This is a genomic window from Paenibacillus alginolyticus DSM 5050 = NBRC 15375 (assembly GCF_000422905.1).
Classification (GTDB): Bacteria; Bacillota; Bacilli; order Paenibacillales; family NBRC-103111; genus Paenibacillus_E; species Paenibacillus_E alginolyticus.
Genome location: NZ_AUGY01000015.1, coordinates 99,708 through 115,185, shown reverse-complemented (window position 1 = coordinate 115,185; position 15,478 = coordinate 99,708). Strand labels below are relative to the sequence as shown.

17 protein-coding genes are annotated in these 15,478 nt (G+C 47.3%); 3 read left to right on the top strand and 14 right to left on the bottom strand.

The genetic code is table 11. From position 1 onward, the window contains the following. The coding region (locus tag G519_RS50065) for a hypothetical protein (RefSeq protein WP_029194357.1) at window positions 1–286 on the top strand (286 nt) is incomplete at its 5' end. A 5-nt stretch (window positions 287–291) separates the two neighbouring features. On the opposite strand, the gene G519_RS0108780 is transcribed toward G519_RS50065, so the two are convergent. The 7 genes from G519_RS0108780 to G519_RS0108750 form a co-directional block, all read right to left on the bottom strand. Beyond that, window positions 292–612, bottom strand: a complete 321-nt coding sequence (locus tag G519_RS0108780; RefSeq protein WP_029194356.1) for a reverse transcriptase family protein — start codon at window positions 610–612, stop codon at window positions 292–294. Between the two features lie 661 nt (window positions 613–1,273). Further along, the gene (locus tag G519_RS0108775; RefSeq protein ID WP_029194355.1) at window positions 1,274–3,529 is read right to left on the bottom strand and encodes an ATP-binding cassette domain-containing protein; all 2,256 of its coding nucleotides are present in this window, start codon (window positions 3,527–3,529) and stop codon (window positions 1,274–1,276) included. A 248-nt stretch (window positions 3,530–3,777) separates the two neighbouring features. Continuing rightward, window positions 3,778–4,173 carry an SRPBCC family protein gene (locus G519_RS0108770; RefSeq protein WP_029194354.1) on the bottom strand — a complete coding sequence of 132 codons (396 nt, stop codon included), beginning with the start codon at window positions 4,171–4,173 and terminating at the stop codon, window positions 3,778–3,780. Next, complete coding sequence (locus tag G519_RS0108765) at window positions 4,170–4,499, bottom strand: ArsR/SmtB family transcription factor (protein ID WP_029194353.1); 330 nt, start codon at window positions 4,497–4,499, stop codon at window positions 4,170–4,172. The genes G519_RS0108770 and G519_RS0108765 overlap by 4 nt, the downstream gene beginning before the upstream one ends. Before the next feature lie 193 nt (window positions 4,500–4,692). Then, a complete protein-coding gene (locus G519_RS0108760) occupies window positions 4,693–4,995 on the bottom strand; it encodes a hypothetical protein (protein WP_029194352.1) in 303 nt (100 codons plus the stop codon). Between the two features lie 150 nt (window positions 4,996–5,145). Beyond that, the gene (locus G519_RS0108755; protein WP_051253264.1) at window positions 5,146–5,688 is read right to left on the bottom strand and encodes a GNAT family N-acetyltransferase; all 543 of its coding nucleotides are present in this window, start codon (window positions 5,686–5,688) and stop codon (window positions 5,146–5,148) included. 251 nt (window positions 5,689–5,939) lie between these two features. Then, window positions 5,940–6,902 carry a phosphotransferase family protein gene (locus G519_RS0108750; RefSeq protein WP_029194350.1) on the bottom strand — a complete coding sequence of 321 codons (963 nt, stop codon included), beginning with the start codon at window positions 6,900–6,902 and terminating at the stop codon, window positions 5,940–5,942. 208 nt (window positions 6,903–7,110) lie between these two features. Here G519_RS0108750 and G519_RS0108745 point away from each other — a divergent pair, with 208 nt between their 5' ends. Then, window positions 7,111–8,901 carry a sulfatase-like hydrolase/transferase gene (locus G519_RS0108745; protein ID WP_029194349.1) on the top strand — a complete coding sequence of 597 codons (1,791 nt, stop codon included), beginning with the start codon at window positions 7,111–7,113 and terminating at the stop codon, window positions 8,899–8,901. A 122-nt stretch (window positions 8,902–9,023) separates the two neighbouring features. On the opposite strand, the gene G519_RS0108740 is transcribed toward G519_RS0108745, so the two are convergent. From G519_RS0108740 to G519_RS0108710, 7 genes are all read right to left on the bottom strand, one after another. Then, complete coding sequence (locus G519_RS0108740; RefSeq protein WP_029194348.1) at window positions 9,024–9,524, bottom strand: shikimate kinase; 501 nt, start codon at window positions 9,522–9,524, stop codon at window positions 9,024–9,026. 82 nt (window positions 9,525–9,606) lie between these two features. Then, window positions 9,607–10,752: a sensor histidine kinase gene (locus tag G519_RS42330; RefSeq protein ID WP_051253263.1), complete on the bottom strand. Its 1,146-nt coding sequence runs from the start codon at window positions 10,750–10,752 to the stop codon at window positions 9,607–9,609. Then, window positions 10,745–11,446 carry a response regulator transcription factor gene (locus G519_RS0108730; protein ID WP_029194347.1) on the bottom strand — a complete coding sequence of 234 codons (702 nt, stop codon included), beginning with the start codon at window positions 11,444–11,446 and terminating at the stop codon, window positions 10,745–10,747. The genes G519_RS42330 and G519_RS0108730 overlap by 8 nt, the downstream gene beginning before the upstream one ends. Window positions 11,447–11,616: 170 nt before the next feature. Next, window positions 11,617–12,291: a phosphatase PAP2 family protein gene (locus G519_RS42325; protein WP_064743407.1), complete on the bottom strand. Its 675-nt coding sequence runs from the start codon at window positions 12,289–12,291 to the stop codon at window positions 11,617–11,619. After that, on the bottom strand, window positions 12,291–12,863 hold the full coding sequence (locus tag G519_RS0108720) for a class I SAM-dependent methyltransferase (RefSeq protein WP_029194346.1): 573 nt from the start codon (window positions 12,861–12,863) through the stop codon (window positions 12,291–12,293). The genes G519_RS42325 and G519_RS0108720 overlap by 1 nt, the downstream gene beginning before the upstream one ends. Window positions 12,864–13,118: 255 nt before the next feature. Continuing rightward, entirely contained in the window at window positions 13,119–13,946 is an 828-nt protein-coding gene (locus G519_RS53250; protein ID WP_307720081.1) for an SRPBCC family protein, read from the bottom strand. A gap of 76 nt (window positions 13,947–14,022) precedes the next feature. Beyond that, complete coding sequence (locus tag G519_RS0108710) at window positions 14,023–14,496, bottom strand: MerR family transcriptional regulator (protein ID WP_029194345.1); 474 nt, start codon at window positions 14,494–14,496, stop codon at window positions 14,023–14,025. A 582-nt stretch (window positions 14,497–15,078) separates the two neighbouring features. Here G519_RS0108710 and G519_RS0108705 point away from each other — a divergent pair. Continuing rightward, entirely contained in the window at window positions 15,079–15,468 is a 390-nt protein-coding gene (locus G519_RS0108705; RefSeq protein ID WP_029194344.1) for a DUF1259 domain-containing protein, read from the top strand. Window positions 15,469–15,478 lie beyond the last annotated feature (10 nt).

Below are 15,478 nucleotides of genomic sequence, written 5' to 3'. Positions count from 1 at the left end.
AGAAGGTAGAATTTTCACAGTCCCCTCGATCAAGTGGATCCGCTACTTGAACAAAATACCTGCCTTTTCACTACCACGACAAGGCTTCACGGTAAAGGAGGTGGCGCAGCGCTTGGAGGTATCTACTCATGTTGTCTATTATTGGCTTGATCATGGGATATTGCAGGGTCAGAAGATAGGACCGGGATTTCCTTGGGATATCCCGCTAGACGAGCAAAAAGAGATTGCACTACGACAACGTATTCAGGATTCTGGGCATCTTGAACCAGTCAAATTGCTGAAATAGGGTTACTATGCTATAAAGTCCAAAACCAAATTGGGAGGCGTGCAGTATGAACTTACCTTCGGTATCCCCAGTGGTCGCATCTTCCCGTTTTTCTTCGGGATGTAGCGTCTTCGTACAGGGGAAGGGACATAGGCTTTCTCCCTCAGTTTTCGTAGAAGTTCCCCCAGATTTTCATCCAGCTTCCTCTCGTAACTCTCGATGGTTTCACCGTCGATTCCGCCCGCGCCTTTGTTTTCTTTTACTTGTAACCATGCTCCATGAAGTTTTCTTTCAAACAGAATTTGCCCGTAAATACTATGCCATTTTAGCTTCAGTTCTTGATTCAAGTCTATCTCTCACCTTTCATCGCGCTCATTCCGTTAGTTCTTACCGCAGTAACGTGACGGTTGTCCAGCACCACATTCAAGTGTTTGTCCACGAGGTCGTTCCCCTTCCGTTTCTGAATTCTCCACCATGACTATAATTTCGGCGAAGCTTTATATGTAGCCATCCTGATTTTTTTTCCCTCCAGGGGAGTGGAGAATCTCACGGGGTCATCACATCTTCCTTCTGTACATACCCAGCACCTTCACCTGATAAGCCATTGCTATTCGTCTGGTTCATTGGATGGCAATTTTTTTCCTTAGGCTTCCCGTTATTTACGCACAGTCGCCGACTTATCCTGCCGCTACGTGCTTCACGCTTTCGCATTTGGGTCTGCACATCCGCTTGCGGATCTCTCGATTTCCCGCATCTCCTTCAGACAAGTACCTCGCGATATTGCCCTAGATTAAGCTTCTCAAGTCTTACCAGAAAGCTTGAGGAAGGACTTTCACCTTCGAGAAAGCAACTTTCCAAGTTCTCGGCTCGTATTTACCAAGGTAACGTCACCGCCGCTTGTATTCGTTTACTCATAACGCTATTGCGCTAAAGTTGCGACTGCCCGTCGCACATAAAAAGGCCACTCAATAGAGTGACCTCGAATTAAATAAGATCGCATTTGATGTATTACATCAAGTAGCTTCCCGTGATCGACTGCTCCGCATGGATGATCTGTGGCGGTGTGCCCTCGAACACCACCTGGCCGCCCTTGCTGCCTCCGTCGGGTCCCATATCGATAATCCAATCCGCTTGGCTGATCACCTCGAGGTTGTGCTCGATGACGATCACCGTATTGCCGGTATCCACGAGGCGGTTCATGATCTCCAGAAGGTGACCGATATCTGACATATGCAGGCCGGTCGTCGGCTCGTCCATCACGTAGATGCTTCCCTTCTTATGCAGCTCGCTCGCCAGCTTGATGCGCTGGCATTCCCCGCCAGAGAGCGTGCTGAGAGGCTGGCCGAGTGTAATATAGTTCAGCCCCACATCACTCATCGCCTGGAGCTTACGCATAACCTCTTTTAGCTGAAAAAAATCCAATGCCTGATCCACAGTCATCTCCAGCACTTCTGCAATTGACTTACCGTTCAGCTTGTACGCGAGCACCTCTTCCTTGAACCGTCTGCCTCCGCATACTTCGCATGGCAGCTTAACGCTGTCGAGGTATGCAAGGTCTGTATACACAACACCCAGTCCTTGGCAGTTCTCGCAAGCCCCCTTGGAGTTGAAGCTGAACAATCCTTGGTTAACCTTGTTCGCGGAAGCAAACGCCTTGCGCACATCATCCATAATGCCCGTGTAGGTCGCGGGATTCGAGCGTGTTGACACGCCTACCGCCGATTGGTCGATGACGATTGCATCCGGATGCTCGCTGAGGAATACTTCGTTAATTAGCGTACTCTTGCCCGAGCCGGCGACACCCGTTACTACTGTCAGCACTCCGGTTGGAATATCCACACTCACGTTCCGCAGGTTGTGAAGTAGGGCATCCTTGATGGACAGCTTGCCGGATGGCTGCCTGCAATCGTGCTTCAGCTGGAGCGGCCGCTTCATATGGGTGCCTGTCAGTGTACCTGACTCTAGAAGTCCTTGGAAGCTTCCTTCATACACGATGGTACCTCCGCGGCTGCCGGCGTGAGGTCCGACGTCGACGATATGATCCGCCAACTTGATCACATCGGGATCATGCTCGACGACAATCACGGTATTGCCTTTGTCGCGCAGCTTCTGAAGCAATTCATTTAACCGGTGTACATCACGGGGGTGCAAGCCAACGCTGGGCTCATCGAAGATGTAAGTGACATCCACCAGACTGCCGCTCAGGTGCTTCACCATCTTGACGCGCTGCGACTCGCCGCCGGACAATGTATCCGTCTCACGGTCCAGCGTCAAATAATCAAGTCCGATATCCACCAGATGCTGCAACCGCTCTGTCAGCGATTTGACGACCGGCGCGGCGATCGCGTCGTCAATCTCCCGAATGATGCGGATGAGCTGTCCGACCTCCATGGAGGACATCTCTGCAATGTTAAGCCCATTGATCCTGCAGCCCAGCGCAGCCTGACTGAGTCTCGCGCCGCGGCAGCTGTAGCAGGGACCCTCGGAGATGTACGGCGCAACAGCTTGTTGTGTACGCTCGGACTTCGTCTTCACATCCTGTTTGATGTACTTGTTGGTGAACTTCTCGATAATGCCTTCAACTGTAATATTCACTGCCTTCCCGGCGAAATCCATCTCCACTTTCCTCGCCTTGGCGTACAGCAGTTGATCCAGATCCTCATCCGAATAATCGATTAGCTTCTTGTCGAGATCGAAGGACCCTGACTGCACGATCATGTTCCAATCCCAGCTGTTCACCTTATAGTCCGGGAGCATAATCGCCCCTTCATTCAACGACTTTGCCTTGTCCAGCGCCTTGCTCATGTCGACGCCAAGCCTTCGACCAATCCCGTTGCACTCGGGACACATGCCTTGCGAATCGTTAAACGAGAACATGTTTACATGTCCAACATAGGGCTGACCCACCCGGGAGAAGAGAAGACGGAGAATGGGAGAGATATCAGTAATCGTGCCCATCGTGGAATGGGAACCGCCGCCCAGCCGCTTCTGATCCACAATAACAGCCATGCTGAGGTTCTCGATCGCGTCTGCATCCGGTTGCGGAAAACGCGGCAGAAAGTTGCGGACGAACATGCTGAAGTTTTCGTTCAGCAGACGCTGGGATTCAGCGGCGATGGTATCGAAGACGATCGATGACTTGCCGGATCCGGATACCCCGGTGAAAATCGTGATCTTCCGCTTGGGAATGCGCAAGGATACGTTCTTGAGATTGTTTTCCCTCGCAGCCGAGATTACGATATACTCCTGATTAGACTCGCTCATAATTAACATCCTTCCGATTATGTTAATTTCTACTCATATTCACATTGTACCATTCATCGTGCAATCGGTTAAATTCTAATGGGAACTTGACCCGAACCGACAAGAAATTCTCAAAATGTCCGAATCAACATAAACCGGCTGCAAATTATATGCAGCCGGTTTAATGTCGATTCGGGTCAAGCAGGGTTCAACTATCGTACCCATTAATTAAGCATGGGGGGAAGGAGATGTTTTAGTACCGAATGCGGTTATTGTTCCAACAACTTTTCAAGCTCACCGCACCAGTTAGTCCAGCCATACTTAGCGCCTCCCAGTGCCTGAGCATTTGAGATTCCGGTTTGTTCGAGATGTAGATTAACCTTTCCATCCCCTAAGTCCTGCAGCGTCCAGGTGACCGTGTGCTCCTCTCCACTGGCAAAAGTATAGGACAACCGGTTTGGTGGGTCCACGAGAAGCACTTCGCCTTCAATAATTCCATTCCAATATTCGGTCGGCTGCGTGCGGAACTGAAAACGGTGTCCTACAACGGGCTTAAAATCATTTTCCATGACCCACTTGGCAAGCTTGCTTGGATCGGTTAAAGCGGACCAAACCTTCTCAATCGATGACGTGTACTGAAAATCTAAGGATAATGTTAAACTCATTCTTCTTCCTCCTCTAATAATTGGTTCAAGCGCAACATATTCGTACTCCAGAACTTGCTGTAGAAAGCAACCCAATCTTGAATTTCTCTGAGTGGAGAGGCGTTTAGCCTAAATCGCGTTTCTCTGCCGACTTTTCGATCAAGTACCAGTCCGGCCTCTTTAAGGATTGTCAAATGCTTGGATACCGCTGTACGGCCCATTTGAAACTGAGTCGTTAACTCATGAAGCGGTATCTCTTCTGCCTCTGATAACAGACGAATCAGTCGGCGCCTAGTTGGATCTGCAATCGCGTCATACACATCCCGCAACTGATTGTTCTCTTTCACAACACCCTCTCCTAAATATTATTACCAAGGGACATATGCGGCACTTCGGACATAGCGCCCACGAGGCGAGAGTTCATATTTCGACACCATTTAGTGTCACTTTAATTATAGGTCACCATTTGGTGTCGTGTCAATAACATTCATAAATTCCACATGAAAACTACATTCTCCAGCTTGCTTCTCCAAAAACGCGCTAAAGGAAGGATCCATGCACAGTCCAATGGAACGGCTGTATGCAGCATGAGCCTCTTCGAATCTCTGCATTCGCTTGAACAAATTGTGCGCTCAGCGCCCAATAAGGCTGATAGCTCTTGACCGCTTCGGCTGGTAATTCTCTCAACAACGCCATCCCGATTTCGGCCCCATGCGCCTCAGCAACGTCTGCCGCCCGGCCGACGATTGTGCCGATCGTTGGAGCGAAACCCATGAGCCCCTCGTACAACAACGCAATCTCTTCCCACTCTGTTCGGCCCGTCCAGGCTCGCTGGGCATGCACGGACTGAATCGCCGCTTGAAGCTGGAACCGCCCGATGCGGTGTACCTACATTATTGACACAAATCTCTACCCCAGCAAAATAGCATTCATTGAAATCAAAAAAAGAGCTGCTTCAATGCAGCTCCTGCGTTATAGTTCATCGGTGGTTGACTAGATATCTTCGGACGGATTGATAAGGGCCAGAACCTGATGATCTTCCCACACCCCGTTGATCTTCACATTGCTTCGGGAGATGCCTTCTTTGTGGAAGCCGGCATTCTCAAGCACGCGGATAGATCCTGGATTTCGGGGTGAGGCTTCCCCGACGATCCGGTGAAACTTCAGCTCCCCGAAGGCATAGCGTACCACCTGCTTCACTGCTTCCGTCATATAGCCATTGCCGTTATAAGCCTGGTCTAGGCTGTATCCGATCATACAGCTCTGAAGCGGTCCCCGTACCACAAAGGATAGCCCTATGTTGCCAATAATCCGGTCGTCCTCCTTGTGGCATACCAAGAAAGCATATTTCCGATCCTCCACCCTGTCAGCCCTGCTCTTAATAATCGTTTGGAGCTGGTGTTCCTCCGTATAGTACTCCTCCGGGTTGCTTGGCGAAAACTTCTCGAAGAACTCCCGATTGCGCTTGTACATTGCTGTCAATTCTCCGGCGTCCGCCTCCTCAGGGAACCGGACGTACACTTGCTGCTCCGACATATGCACCATCCCCACAAACTAAGATAATGGATAATTATATCACAAGAGGGAAGGCTCGGATATTGATTTGGATGAGACTAATGCTGTGATTATACGAAACCTGCTCGAATGAATCGGAAATAATTGTTTTTTAGTTTGTAAATTGGGTTTAGGGAGTCCCAATTTTTCGGTTAGACTTTCGATTGCTTTTTTAGTAATAAAAAACTCGTTTGTGTTGATTTCAACTATCGTTTTTCGTAAGCGTAACAATCTCATGTAACCCGAATCGCTTCTAATTTCCGTAAGGTCCCTTCAATAAGCTTGGTCAAATCAAAAAATTTCACTGGAAGTTCCTCCTCAGTACCAAGCATTTGCAGCAGATTGACCAGATCACGCATCATTCCCATACACTCCCAGTCGGCTGGTAACTTCCAAGCCGATCGTTCATTATAGGCTTGAACAAAGACATTTTTGTGAGTCGCTTGGAACTGACTCTCATACCGAAAGAACTGGCCGATATCCGCGATGGAATGACCGGCCATCGCGAACTCCCAATCCAATATACAATTAATCTTTCCTTCTAAAAGCAGAAGGTTAGTCGGACGAAAGTCTCCATGGACGAGAGAAACTTGTTTATCCATGTCCCGAAGCATATTCTTGTTCCGATTAACAAGCCGTTCGATACGATCAACTGTGCATTTCCCCAATCTTTGGCAGACTGTTGAATTCAGAAAATACGCATACCAAGTTTCCAACGGGGTAAGTTCCTCTACCACTTCCAACGTCTCGTTCAAAAATCCGACCTGCGGATAACGAAACTCATGGATGGTTGCCAACATTCCACCTAGCTGGTACAAGATATCCTCATTCGGCATATAGCCAAAGAGTATGGCTTCAAGCAACGTTTGTCCTTTTACGAATTCATAAATCGCGAAAGTACGGTTGCCAATCGCCTCATGCTGATCCAAATGACAAAGATGCTGCAGAGGTATCTCCCCTTGCAATACACTGCGAATTTTGGATTCCTTACGCCAACTATCATTACCACTTGGGTAGATGCGCAGAACATAATCACCAGCAGACGTTTGAATACGATAATTCGTGTTGCGTTTGCCCTCATTTAGTTGATGTATACTCTCCAGTTTGGTCATTGGATCGAATAGATGAAACAAGTGTGATGCCGTAACTGTATCCAAATGATAGAACAGTATAGAACGTTCCCACGTATCATCCATAACCTTCCCCCTTAACTTAGTCGATCTCTTATATTTTCACTAGAATCATTCAACATTCCTGCCCTTAGCTGAATGCCGTAATAAACGATCTTCATCCTTTTACTTAGAGATAGCTCCGTCGGGAATGCGAGTCCCCATTTTAATCAGCATGGTGATTACCTTCCCCGCATACATCTAGGGTAGAACAGGTTAATTCGGGGGTGTGTATATGATAAATAAGCCGAACTTCCTCCTGATTGTTGTCGATGAGGAGCGGTATCCTCCTCTCTACGAAAGCCCCGAGATTAGAGCTTGGCGGCTCACAAATCTCCCCGCCCACGAACGGTTGCGCGCGAATAGCGTGGAACTCCACCGTCACTATATCGGTAGCGCTGCGTGCTGTCCGAGCCGGGCTACGATGTTTACCGGCCATTACCCCTCACTCCATGGTGTCTCGCAAACGAACGGCATCGCGAAGAGTGCTTTCGATTCAGATATGTTCTGGTTGCCGCCGAATACTGTGCCTACGATGGGCAATTACTTTCGCGAGGCAGGGTACCAAACATATTACAAAGGCAAATGGCATATTTCGTATGAAGATATTCTGGTTCCTGGAACTAAAGATGATATGCCTAGCTACAATCCTGCAACTGGTGTGCCGGACCCACAGCGGGAACAGCTTTATTTGTCCGCAGATCCGCTGTATGCCTTCGGCTTCTCATCTTGGATCGGGCCTGAACCCCATGGCCGCAATCCTCGTAATTCCGCTTCATCGGCAGCTACAGGCTTGAGCGGCAGGGATGTCGTTTACGGCACAGAGACTGTTAAGCTGATTGAAGCGCTGGATCATCTAAAGCGTACCGACTCTGGTTCAAAGCCATGGCTCGTCGTCGCCTCCTTTGTAAACCCGCACGATATTGCGTTGTATGGTATGCTGACCGACCATCTACCGAACTTGTTTCATTTCCAGGTCGATCCGATGCCGGAAGTCCTTCCTCCGCCCACGATCGGTGAATTTCTGAATACGAAGCCACGTTGCCAGGCCAGCTACCGGGATACTTATCCAATAGCCCTGCAGCCAATCGTAAATGAGCCGTTTTATCGAAAGCTGTATTATCAGTTGCAAAAAAATGCCGATCTTCAAATAATGAAGGTCTTAGAAGCGCTGAGCCGCTCTTCTTTCAGTGACGATACAATTGTCATTTTCACTTCAGATCACGGTGAGCTGCTGGGCGCCCACGGCCATCTGCACCAGAAAATGTACTGCGCCTATGAAGAAGTTCTGCATGTGCCCTTCCTCATTCACAACAAGCGCCTCTTTCCGCACAGGCAATGCTTTTCAGAGCTAACCTCCCATGTCGACCTTCTGCCTACGATGCTTGGACTTGCGGACGCAGACATTCCCAGTATTCAATACCGGTTGCAAAGCAGCTTCAGCGAAGTCCGCCCCTTCGTTGGCCGCGATCTTACGCCATACTTACTCGGTAGTAAAGAGCTTGGGGGATCCTCCTACCGCAGGGAGCCCGTTTATTTCATGACCGATGACGATATAACACGTGGCCAGCATCAATTCAATCCATTAGGGAGAGCTTACACCTCTGTCGTTCAGCCTAACCACATCGAGACCGTTATCGCCGATCTACCCGGACAGCACGGACTGCCAAATCAGCTATGGAAATTTTCCCGTTACTTCGACAACGAGCAGTTCTGGAGCGAACCGGGTGTGCGAGACCTCACGATTCAGTTGTTTGGTGACGTATGTGCAGATCCAGAACAAACATCTACTCCCACTTGTCATGTTACTTGCAAAACCGAACCGGTTCCTGAGCAATACGAGTTCTACAACTTAACCGAGGATCCTTTGGAAACCCGTAATCTCGCTCACCCTTCTTGGGCCACGCCGCAATCGGAAAACGTCCGATTGCATATGGTCCGTTTATTGGAGGAGCAACGAAGCCAGAAGCGTTTGAGACCAGAACAAGGTGACCTTCGATATAAGGGGAATACCGATTTTAGATAATGAGTTATACAAAAGGAAAACGGCGTGGAAAGGCAAAAATACTCTGTCGGTTATTGGAAGAGTAAGGGGAGATCACTGACGAATCGAATGGGCATTTCAGAGCACAATGCAAAAAAAATCCATCAATGACTTTCTTGTAATTTCTCTATAATTTCACTAACGCAATGTTCAATATCCTTATTTGAGCAATCAAGAGTCTTATCACTATACTTAATGTATAGAGGAACTCTTTCCTCGTAAACGTCCTTAAGACTATTTCCTTTCTTTATTACAATGCCTCTGGTTGTTATGTTTACTAGTCTCCTTTTAATTTCTTCATATGGGACATGTAAATAAATTATCTGTCCACCTTGTTTAAGGACATTTATAGCTTTTTCTGAATATATAACACTTCCACCTGTTGATATAATGCAATTTTGTAGTTGCAACTCAGACACAATTTTTTCTTCGACTTCCATAAATTTTTCGAGACCATCATTATCAATTATATCTTGTAACAACCTACCTTCATGTTGTTGTATAACAATATCTGTATCCACGTAATCCATTCCTAAAGCTTTTGCAAGCAACACACCTAAAGTGCTTTTACCAGCTCCAGACATACCTATAAGAACTATATTCATATTCTTCCTCACTTTGTTAATTGGTATTGGCTTCGTTAATTATGAGGTCAGCCATTTTTCTGGTTGACCTCGTCCCCATCATTCATTTAAACTCTTCGCCACCATTGCACTTCGTTATTTGTGCCGCTTTCGGCAGCTCAATAAAAAAGGTGAAATGCCCGTTCTCATGCTTCAGACCGATTCTTCCTCCGTGCAGTTCTACGATATAGTTCGCAATCGATAGCCCGAGTCCTGCGCCCGAAGGCACGTCCCGATCGCGCCTTGAAGGCTCCGCCTTATAAAAACGCTCGAACAAAAGCTTCTCTTGCTCCTTGGTAACCGGGCTTCCCCAATTTTCAACAACAAACACGATAAAATGGCTGTTCTCGGCAAGCCGAACCGTAATTTCGCCTGGCTTCAAGGAAAACTTGAGCGCATTCATGAGCAAGTTATCGATCGCCCGCACCAGCTTTTCAACATCAACATGGGCAAATAGGGGCTGTTGGTCCCAATCCTTCTTCACCGTAAGGGAGAGTTCTTGCGCGATCGGCTCAAACTCGATGATGATTTGCTCGAGGAGGCTGTTTAGGTCGATCTTCCGGAAGGTGGGGTTGACGTCGCCGCTGGTAAGACGGGTATACTCGAACAGATCGTCGATCAGCTTTTTCATTTGCTGGGTCTTGTTATAGGCGTTATGAATATACCGTTTGTGTTCATCCAAGTCATGGTAGTCGTCATTTTTGAGCAGGTTCAAATAGCCGATGATGCTCGTCAAAGGTGTGCGCAAATCATGGGATACGTGCGTGATCAGTTCCATTTTGGATGTCTCGATCTGTCGTTCTCTCATCATCATGCTTTGTAGCTGCTCTGCCATGTAATTGATGTTCTGCGCGACTTCCCCCAGTTCATCTTGGCCCGGTAGCGGCACCCGGTAATGGAGATCTCCCTTGGCGATCGCCATGAGGCCGTCGGCAAGAGTTCTCACTTGCCTAACAATATGACGCATCAGGAAGAAAAATAGGAGCAAAAAGAAAAACAAAAACGAGAGGAAGGAAAAGGCCGCGCCAACAAAGGTAAAAGCTGCGCCATCAATCTTCGGTCTGATAATCTGCGGTAAAATATATTTCAAAATGTCATTGATGAGGGACGTTCCGAAAAAAGAGACAATAAGGCTAAACAGTAGAGATCCGAGCAAGCGCAGCCTGATGCTCTTTTTCCAGTTAAAGAGGGAAAAGAAGTCTCTATTCAACTTTATATCCCACTCCCCAAACCGTTTTAATAAATCGCGGTTCGCGCGGATTGTCTTCGATCTTCTCGCGAATGTTGCGCACGTGGACCATCACCGTATTGTCGGACAAAAATTTGTCTTCCTTCCAAACGCTCCTATAAATTTGCTCCACATTGAACACCTGTCCTCTATGGCCAGCAAGCAGCTCCAGAATGGAGAACTCAATCGGCGTAAGAGACGCCTCCCGGCCGCGCACTGTCACGAGGTGCTTGTTTTTATTAATGACCAACTCGTCGATTTCTACTACGCTGTCATTAGAAACTTTGGCCTGATGATCGGCCGCTCCGGTGAACTTTTGCCTGCGCAGCTGCGCCTTGACTCTTGCAATCAGCTCCAACGGATTGAACGGTTTGGCCACGTAATCGTCCGCCCCGGTAGTAAGACCCGTTATTTTGTCGATATCCTCGCTTTTGGCTGAAAGCATGATGATCGGAATTTTCGTCATCTCTCTAATCTTGAAGCAAGCTCTGATTCCATCCATATTCGGCATCATGACGTCCAGAATGATCAAATCGACTGATTCCCGGCGCAACATCTCGAGTGCTTGAACGCCATCCTCCGATTCAAAAACTCGGTAGCCTTCATTTTGCAAGTAGATACGAATCACGTCGCGAATTTCCGGATCGTCGTCGGCGAGGAGAACGCTTATGGTCAAGTTGAATCACTCCCAGGTTTGTTATGTTTAGGAAAAAAATAACTAATGCCTATTGCAAGGCTACCATATTTTTAGAAAAGCGTCTCCGAAAAACGCAATTATTTTTCCTTTTTTATCTTGCGACTCAACGTGTCAAAACAGGTGTTCCAACGTGGAGCGACAGAAGCCATTCATAGTTTATGGGCGCGGGCCTCTTTTGATGTTTTGCGGTTTTCAAAGCGGATAAGCTTCTCAGCGAACACAAGCGCTTCGGCCAGCAAAACAGCCCCGGCAACGTCCAGAAGCGCATGCTGTTTCACGAACAAAGTGGAGATGATGATGCTCCAAGCGGCTATGAATATCGCCGTTCGCGCTATTCGCTCAAAGCTGCAGCGATACGATGCTTTCAATACGATATAGCTAGTCAGGACATGAATGCTCGGAAAGCAGTTGAACGGCTTATCGGTCGCATAAACGAATTTCACAAGCCCGATTAACCAGCCGTCGTCATTTATGGGAGGTCTGGGTACGGTCGTTTGAAACGTCGCATAAATAAGGAAGCAAGAGATAAGCCCTGCACACAAGGCAGTCAAGCTTCGGTAGTAGACTGCTCTATCTTTCAGGAACAAGACAATAAACATGCCCAATAAGAACGGATACCAGATCAAGTAAGGAATAATAAAAATCGGAATGAAAGGGATCAAATTGTCCAAATCGGTCATCAAATTGCCGACATCGCCGCTGCCGTTATTCAGCAGACCGTAAAATACGTTCAAAACCGGAATCGCAAGCAGCCAAAGAAGCGGAAAATAGGTGGCAAGCTTCATTTTGGCGTTGATGTTGGCGTCGGTTTTTTTCGAGCCCATCAAGATACTCCCCCTTTGCGGCAGACGTATACGAAAGCGGGCGGGAAATTGAGAGGGACAAAATGAACGCGCTCGATTTCGAATCTTCGGCTGAGCTGCTTTCGCATCTGCTGCGAATACTGGAAGGCGATGAACAAGCCGCCCGGCTTCAGCGTCGTTTCGATCTGGTTCATTAATTGCTCGCGCATAGCCAGCGGAAAATTAAAAAATGGAAGACCGCTCAAGATACAATCGAGCCCGTCGATTCCTTCTCTCCGTATGGCAGGCTGCATGCTGCAAGCGTCGGCATAACAGGCGAAGTCCCGAAACCGGGCGGACAATTGACTGCGTAAATGTTGGTCCTTTTCGAACAATAGAACCTTTGCCTCTTTATGCAGAACTTGTGCCAGTTGTCTCGTAATGGCACCGGTGCCCGCCCCGAGTTCGGCGATGCTCCTTACTTGATTCCATTCTACGGGCTCGAGCATTTTTTTTGCCAGAAACACGGAGCTAGGCGTGACACTTCCGATCTGTCTCGGCGCACGCATGAATTTATATAGAAATAACAGTTGCTCTTGCATGGTTCTAATCATGAAAGAACTCTCCTCTCGTTCACTTAAGATGCATCTATCGTAACGAAACAATCTAAAGAATGAACGAAGAAAAAAACAAAGGAATTCTGAAGAAAGTTTGAAGAAAGAAAGAACACAAAAAGCCCCTGTTCAGTCGCTTGCGCAACATGACAACAGGGACTTTGAGCGGGTTGAGGCGGCGGTCCATTAGAAGGCAGCCGTCTGAACTAGCTGCACATGGGTATAAGTAACGGATTTATTAGACGTTTACCAATCCTACTCGTAAAGCCTCTTCAACAGCGATCCGAGCCTGTCTAAATTTTGTTCATTCGCTTCTTCGCAAATAGGTTTAAGCTTATTGTATTCTTCCTCTGTTTCGAAAGTCTGCCGGAAAGTAATCTCAGTCCCACCGTCAACAACCTCGATTGTGAAAGTCAGGATAAAGTTAGGTCTGGATTCGTGCCGTAGCACAATACATTCGGGCCCGATTTCATGAAAAACACTTCGGTTCGGAAAGCCAGTTCCGTCAGGGCTATGCATCGTATATTCCCAGATGCCTCCGGGTCTAAAATCGAATGTGTGGAAAGTATTCGTGAAACCGTTAGGTCCCCACCACTGGGCGAGAAGTTCAGGCTCCGTCCAAGCTCGGTTTACCAAATTCCGAGAGGCACCGAACTTCCGACGAGATACGAGTTCGAAGGTAGCTGCGTTGCTTTCCCCAAGAGATTTCCCGAGAAGGTCCAGCATTACATTAGTTCCATGCTCGCGTTGTTCCGGCGTATCGTAGCCGTCTAAAAACGTTCCCTGCTCCGTAAATATTAGTTTGACACCATCGATGGTCGGTATGATTTCAATGGTTGCGATGGACACCGATATCCGGATTTCTCCTTGGTCCAGACTATACGTGTATACGAGTCGTTCATTGGGTAAGATTTCCTGGTAATAGGCCTCAAATGTATAGACAGGTCCACCTGGAGGGCCACCTCTGCTAAATTCACGTCCCCCGATGCGAAAGTCGAATTCCTCGGCAGGCTGGAACCAGCGAGCTTTGCTGCTTCGGTCGGACCATGCCGCAAACACGCGTTCCGGAGTGGCTCGGTAAATGCGCTCAATTTGGAATGTAGAATGAATCGTATTTCACTGTTTCATAAGTAAATGCCTCCCTTTAGAGAACTCAAGTTTAATTATCGTTTAGAAAATCGCCAAGCATATCGAAACGGCGCTCCCAGTTCATCCGGTGATCAATAATATACTTTTCGTGGCTTAACTTCATCGTTTCCAGTAATGAAATAAATGCGTCAATTGAAAGCGGCTCCTGCTGGTTCATTCGTTCGGCCACGCGCTCGAGTTCAGCCAGAAGTTTCTGCCCAGTTTTTATATTTTTCCGAACCCGTTCAATCTGAATATCCACGATGTCAGATGGGTTATAAGTATGCCCTTTAAGTACCGACTGAATTTCATCAAGCGATAGGCCCAAATCTTTTAGAGACAAGATTTGGTGCAGCCGCTTGATATCGGCTTCGTTATACAACCGATGACCTATATCGGAATGTCCTGACGGTGAAAATAAGCCGATTTGATCGTAAAACCGCAGAGTGCGGATTGTAAGTCCAGTCAATTTGGCAAGATCCCCCACTTTCCAATACTGCTGCATAACCCACTCCTTTCTTTGGCGCTAGCTGTTTACCGGTGTTTTTAGTATAAAACGTGACGTTACGTAAGGTGCAAGAGGTTAGTTAATATTTTGGTGTTAAATATATTCAAAAATATTCTATATGTACTTTAAAAATCCTTCAATACCCTTTTTTAGTAGCGACGAGTTATTCTACTCTACTGCTGGCTACCCTCCAGGTCCGGAACCTAGTAAATAGAGGAGAAATCATAGTTTCCCAACGCCGCGGAGCTGGCAGTATTACAACCCCTGTTGTCAGATATCAGATTGTGAATGCCGTAACTGGTATCCCGGTTACCAACAGCGTAACGCTGACTGGAACCCTTACAGTAGCTTTGAGCTTTCATATACCGGCCGGAACGTACAAACTCCGAATCACGAATATTGGTGCAGGAGCAGCATCTGTACAAGGAGTTATTGTGGTATTTTAAGTTAAGATGTGCGCCCTTTAGGTGCACATCTTATATTTTTAAAACACAAAGTAAACCGCAGCAGCTTTTAAAAGCTTTTAGTACCCTGTTCGTGTGCTCATACCATAAATAGAAACCTAAGGAGGATCGAAGTATGGCGAATAACGGTTTGCTTTGTGAGCAGTTCTCAAAGATTATAGGTGGCCAACCCGGCTTCGCTGGCGGAAAATGTGTGACGACAATAAATCGAGATCAAATAAGAGCAACAATTTTGGGAAAAAGATTTCGTGTAACGTCTTCTTTTTCGTTCGAATCTTTAAATAATAGAACTGGAAGAGCACTATGTTTAGGTAGAGGTGCATTCTTACAAAAAGAAGTCAATACATTCATTTCGGCCATTCGAGATCAAGGAATAAAAGTTTCGTCTGTTCGCAACGAATGGTTGTTCGAGCAACCAAGGTTGATTTATATCAATATTGAATCGGTTGATAGACCACTTGTTTTCGCAAGAAAAGTCAGGCAAGCGTTAAAAGCAATTCATTAACGGTTGGCAC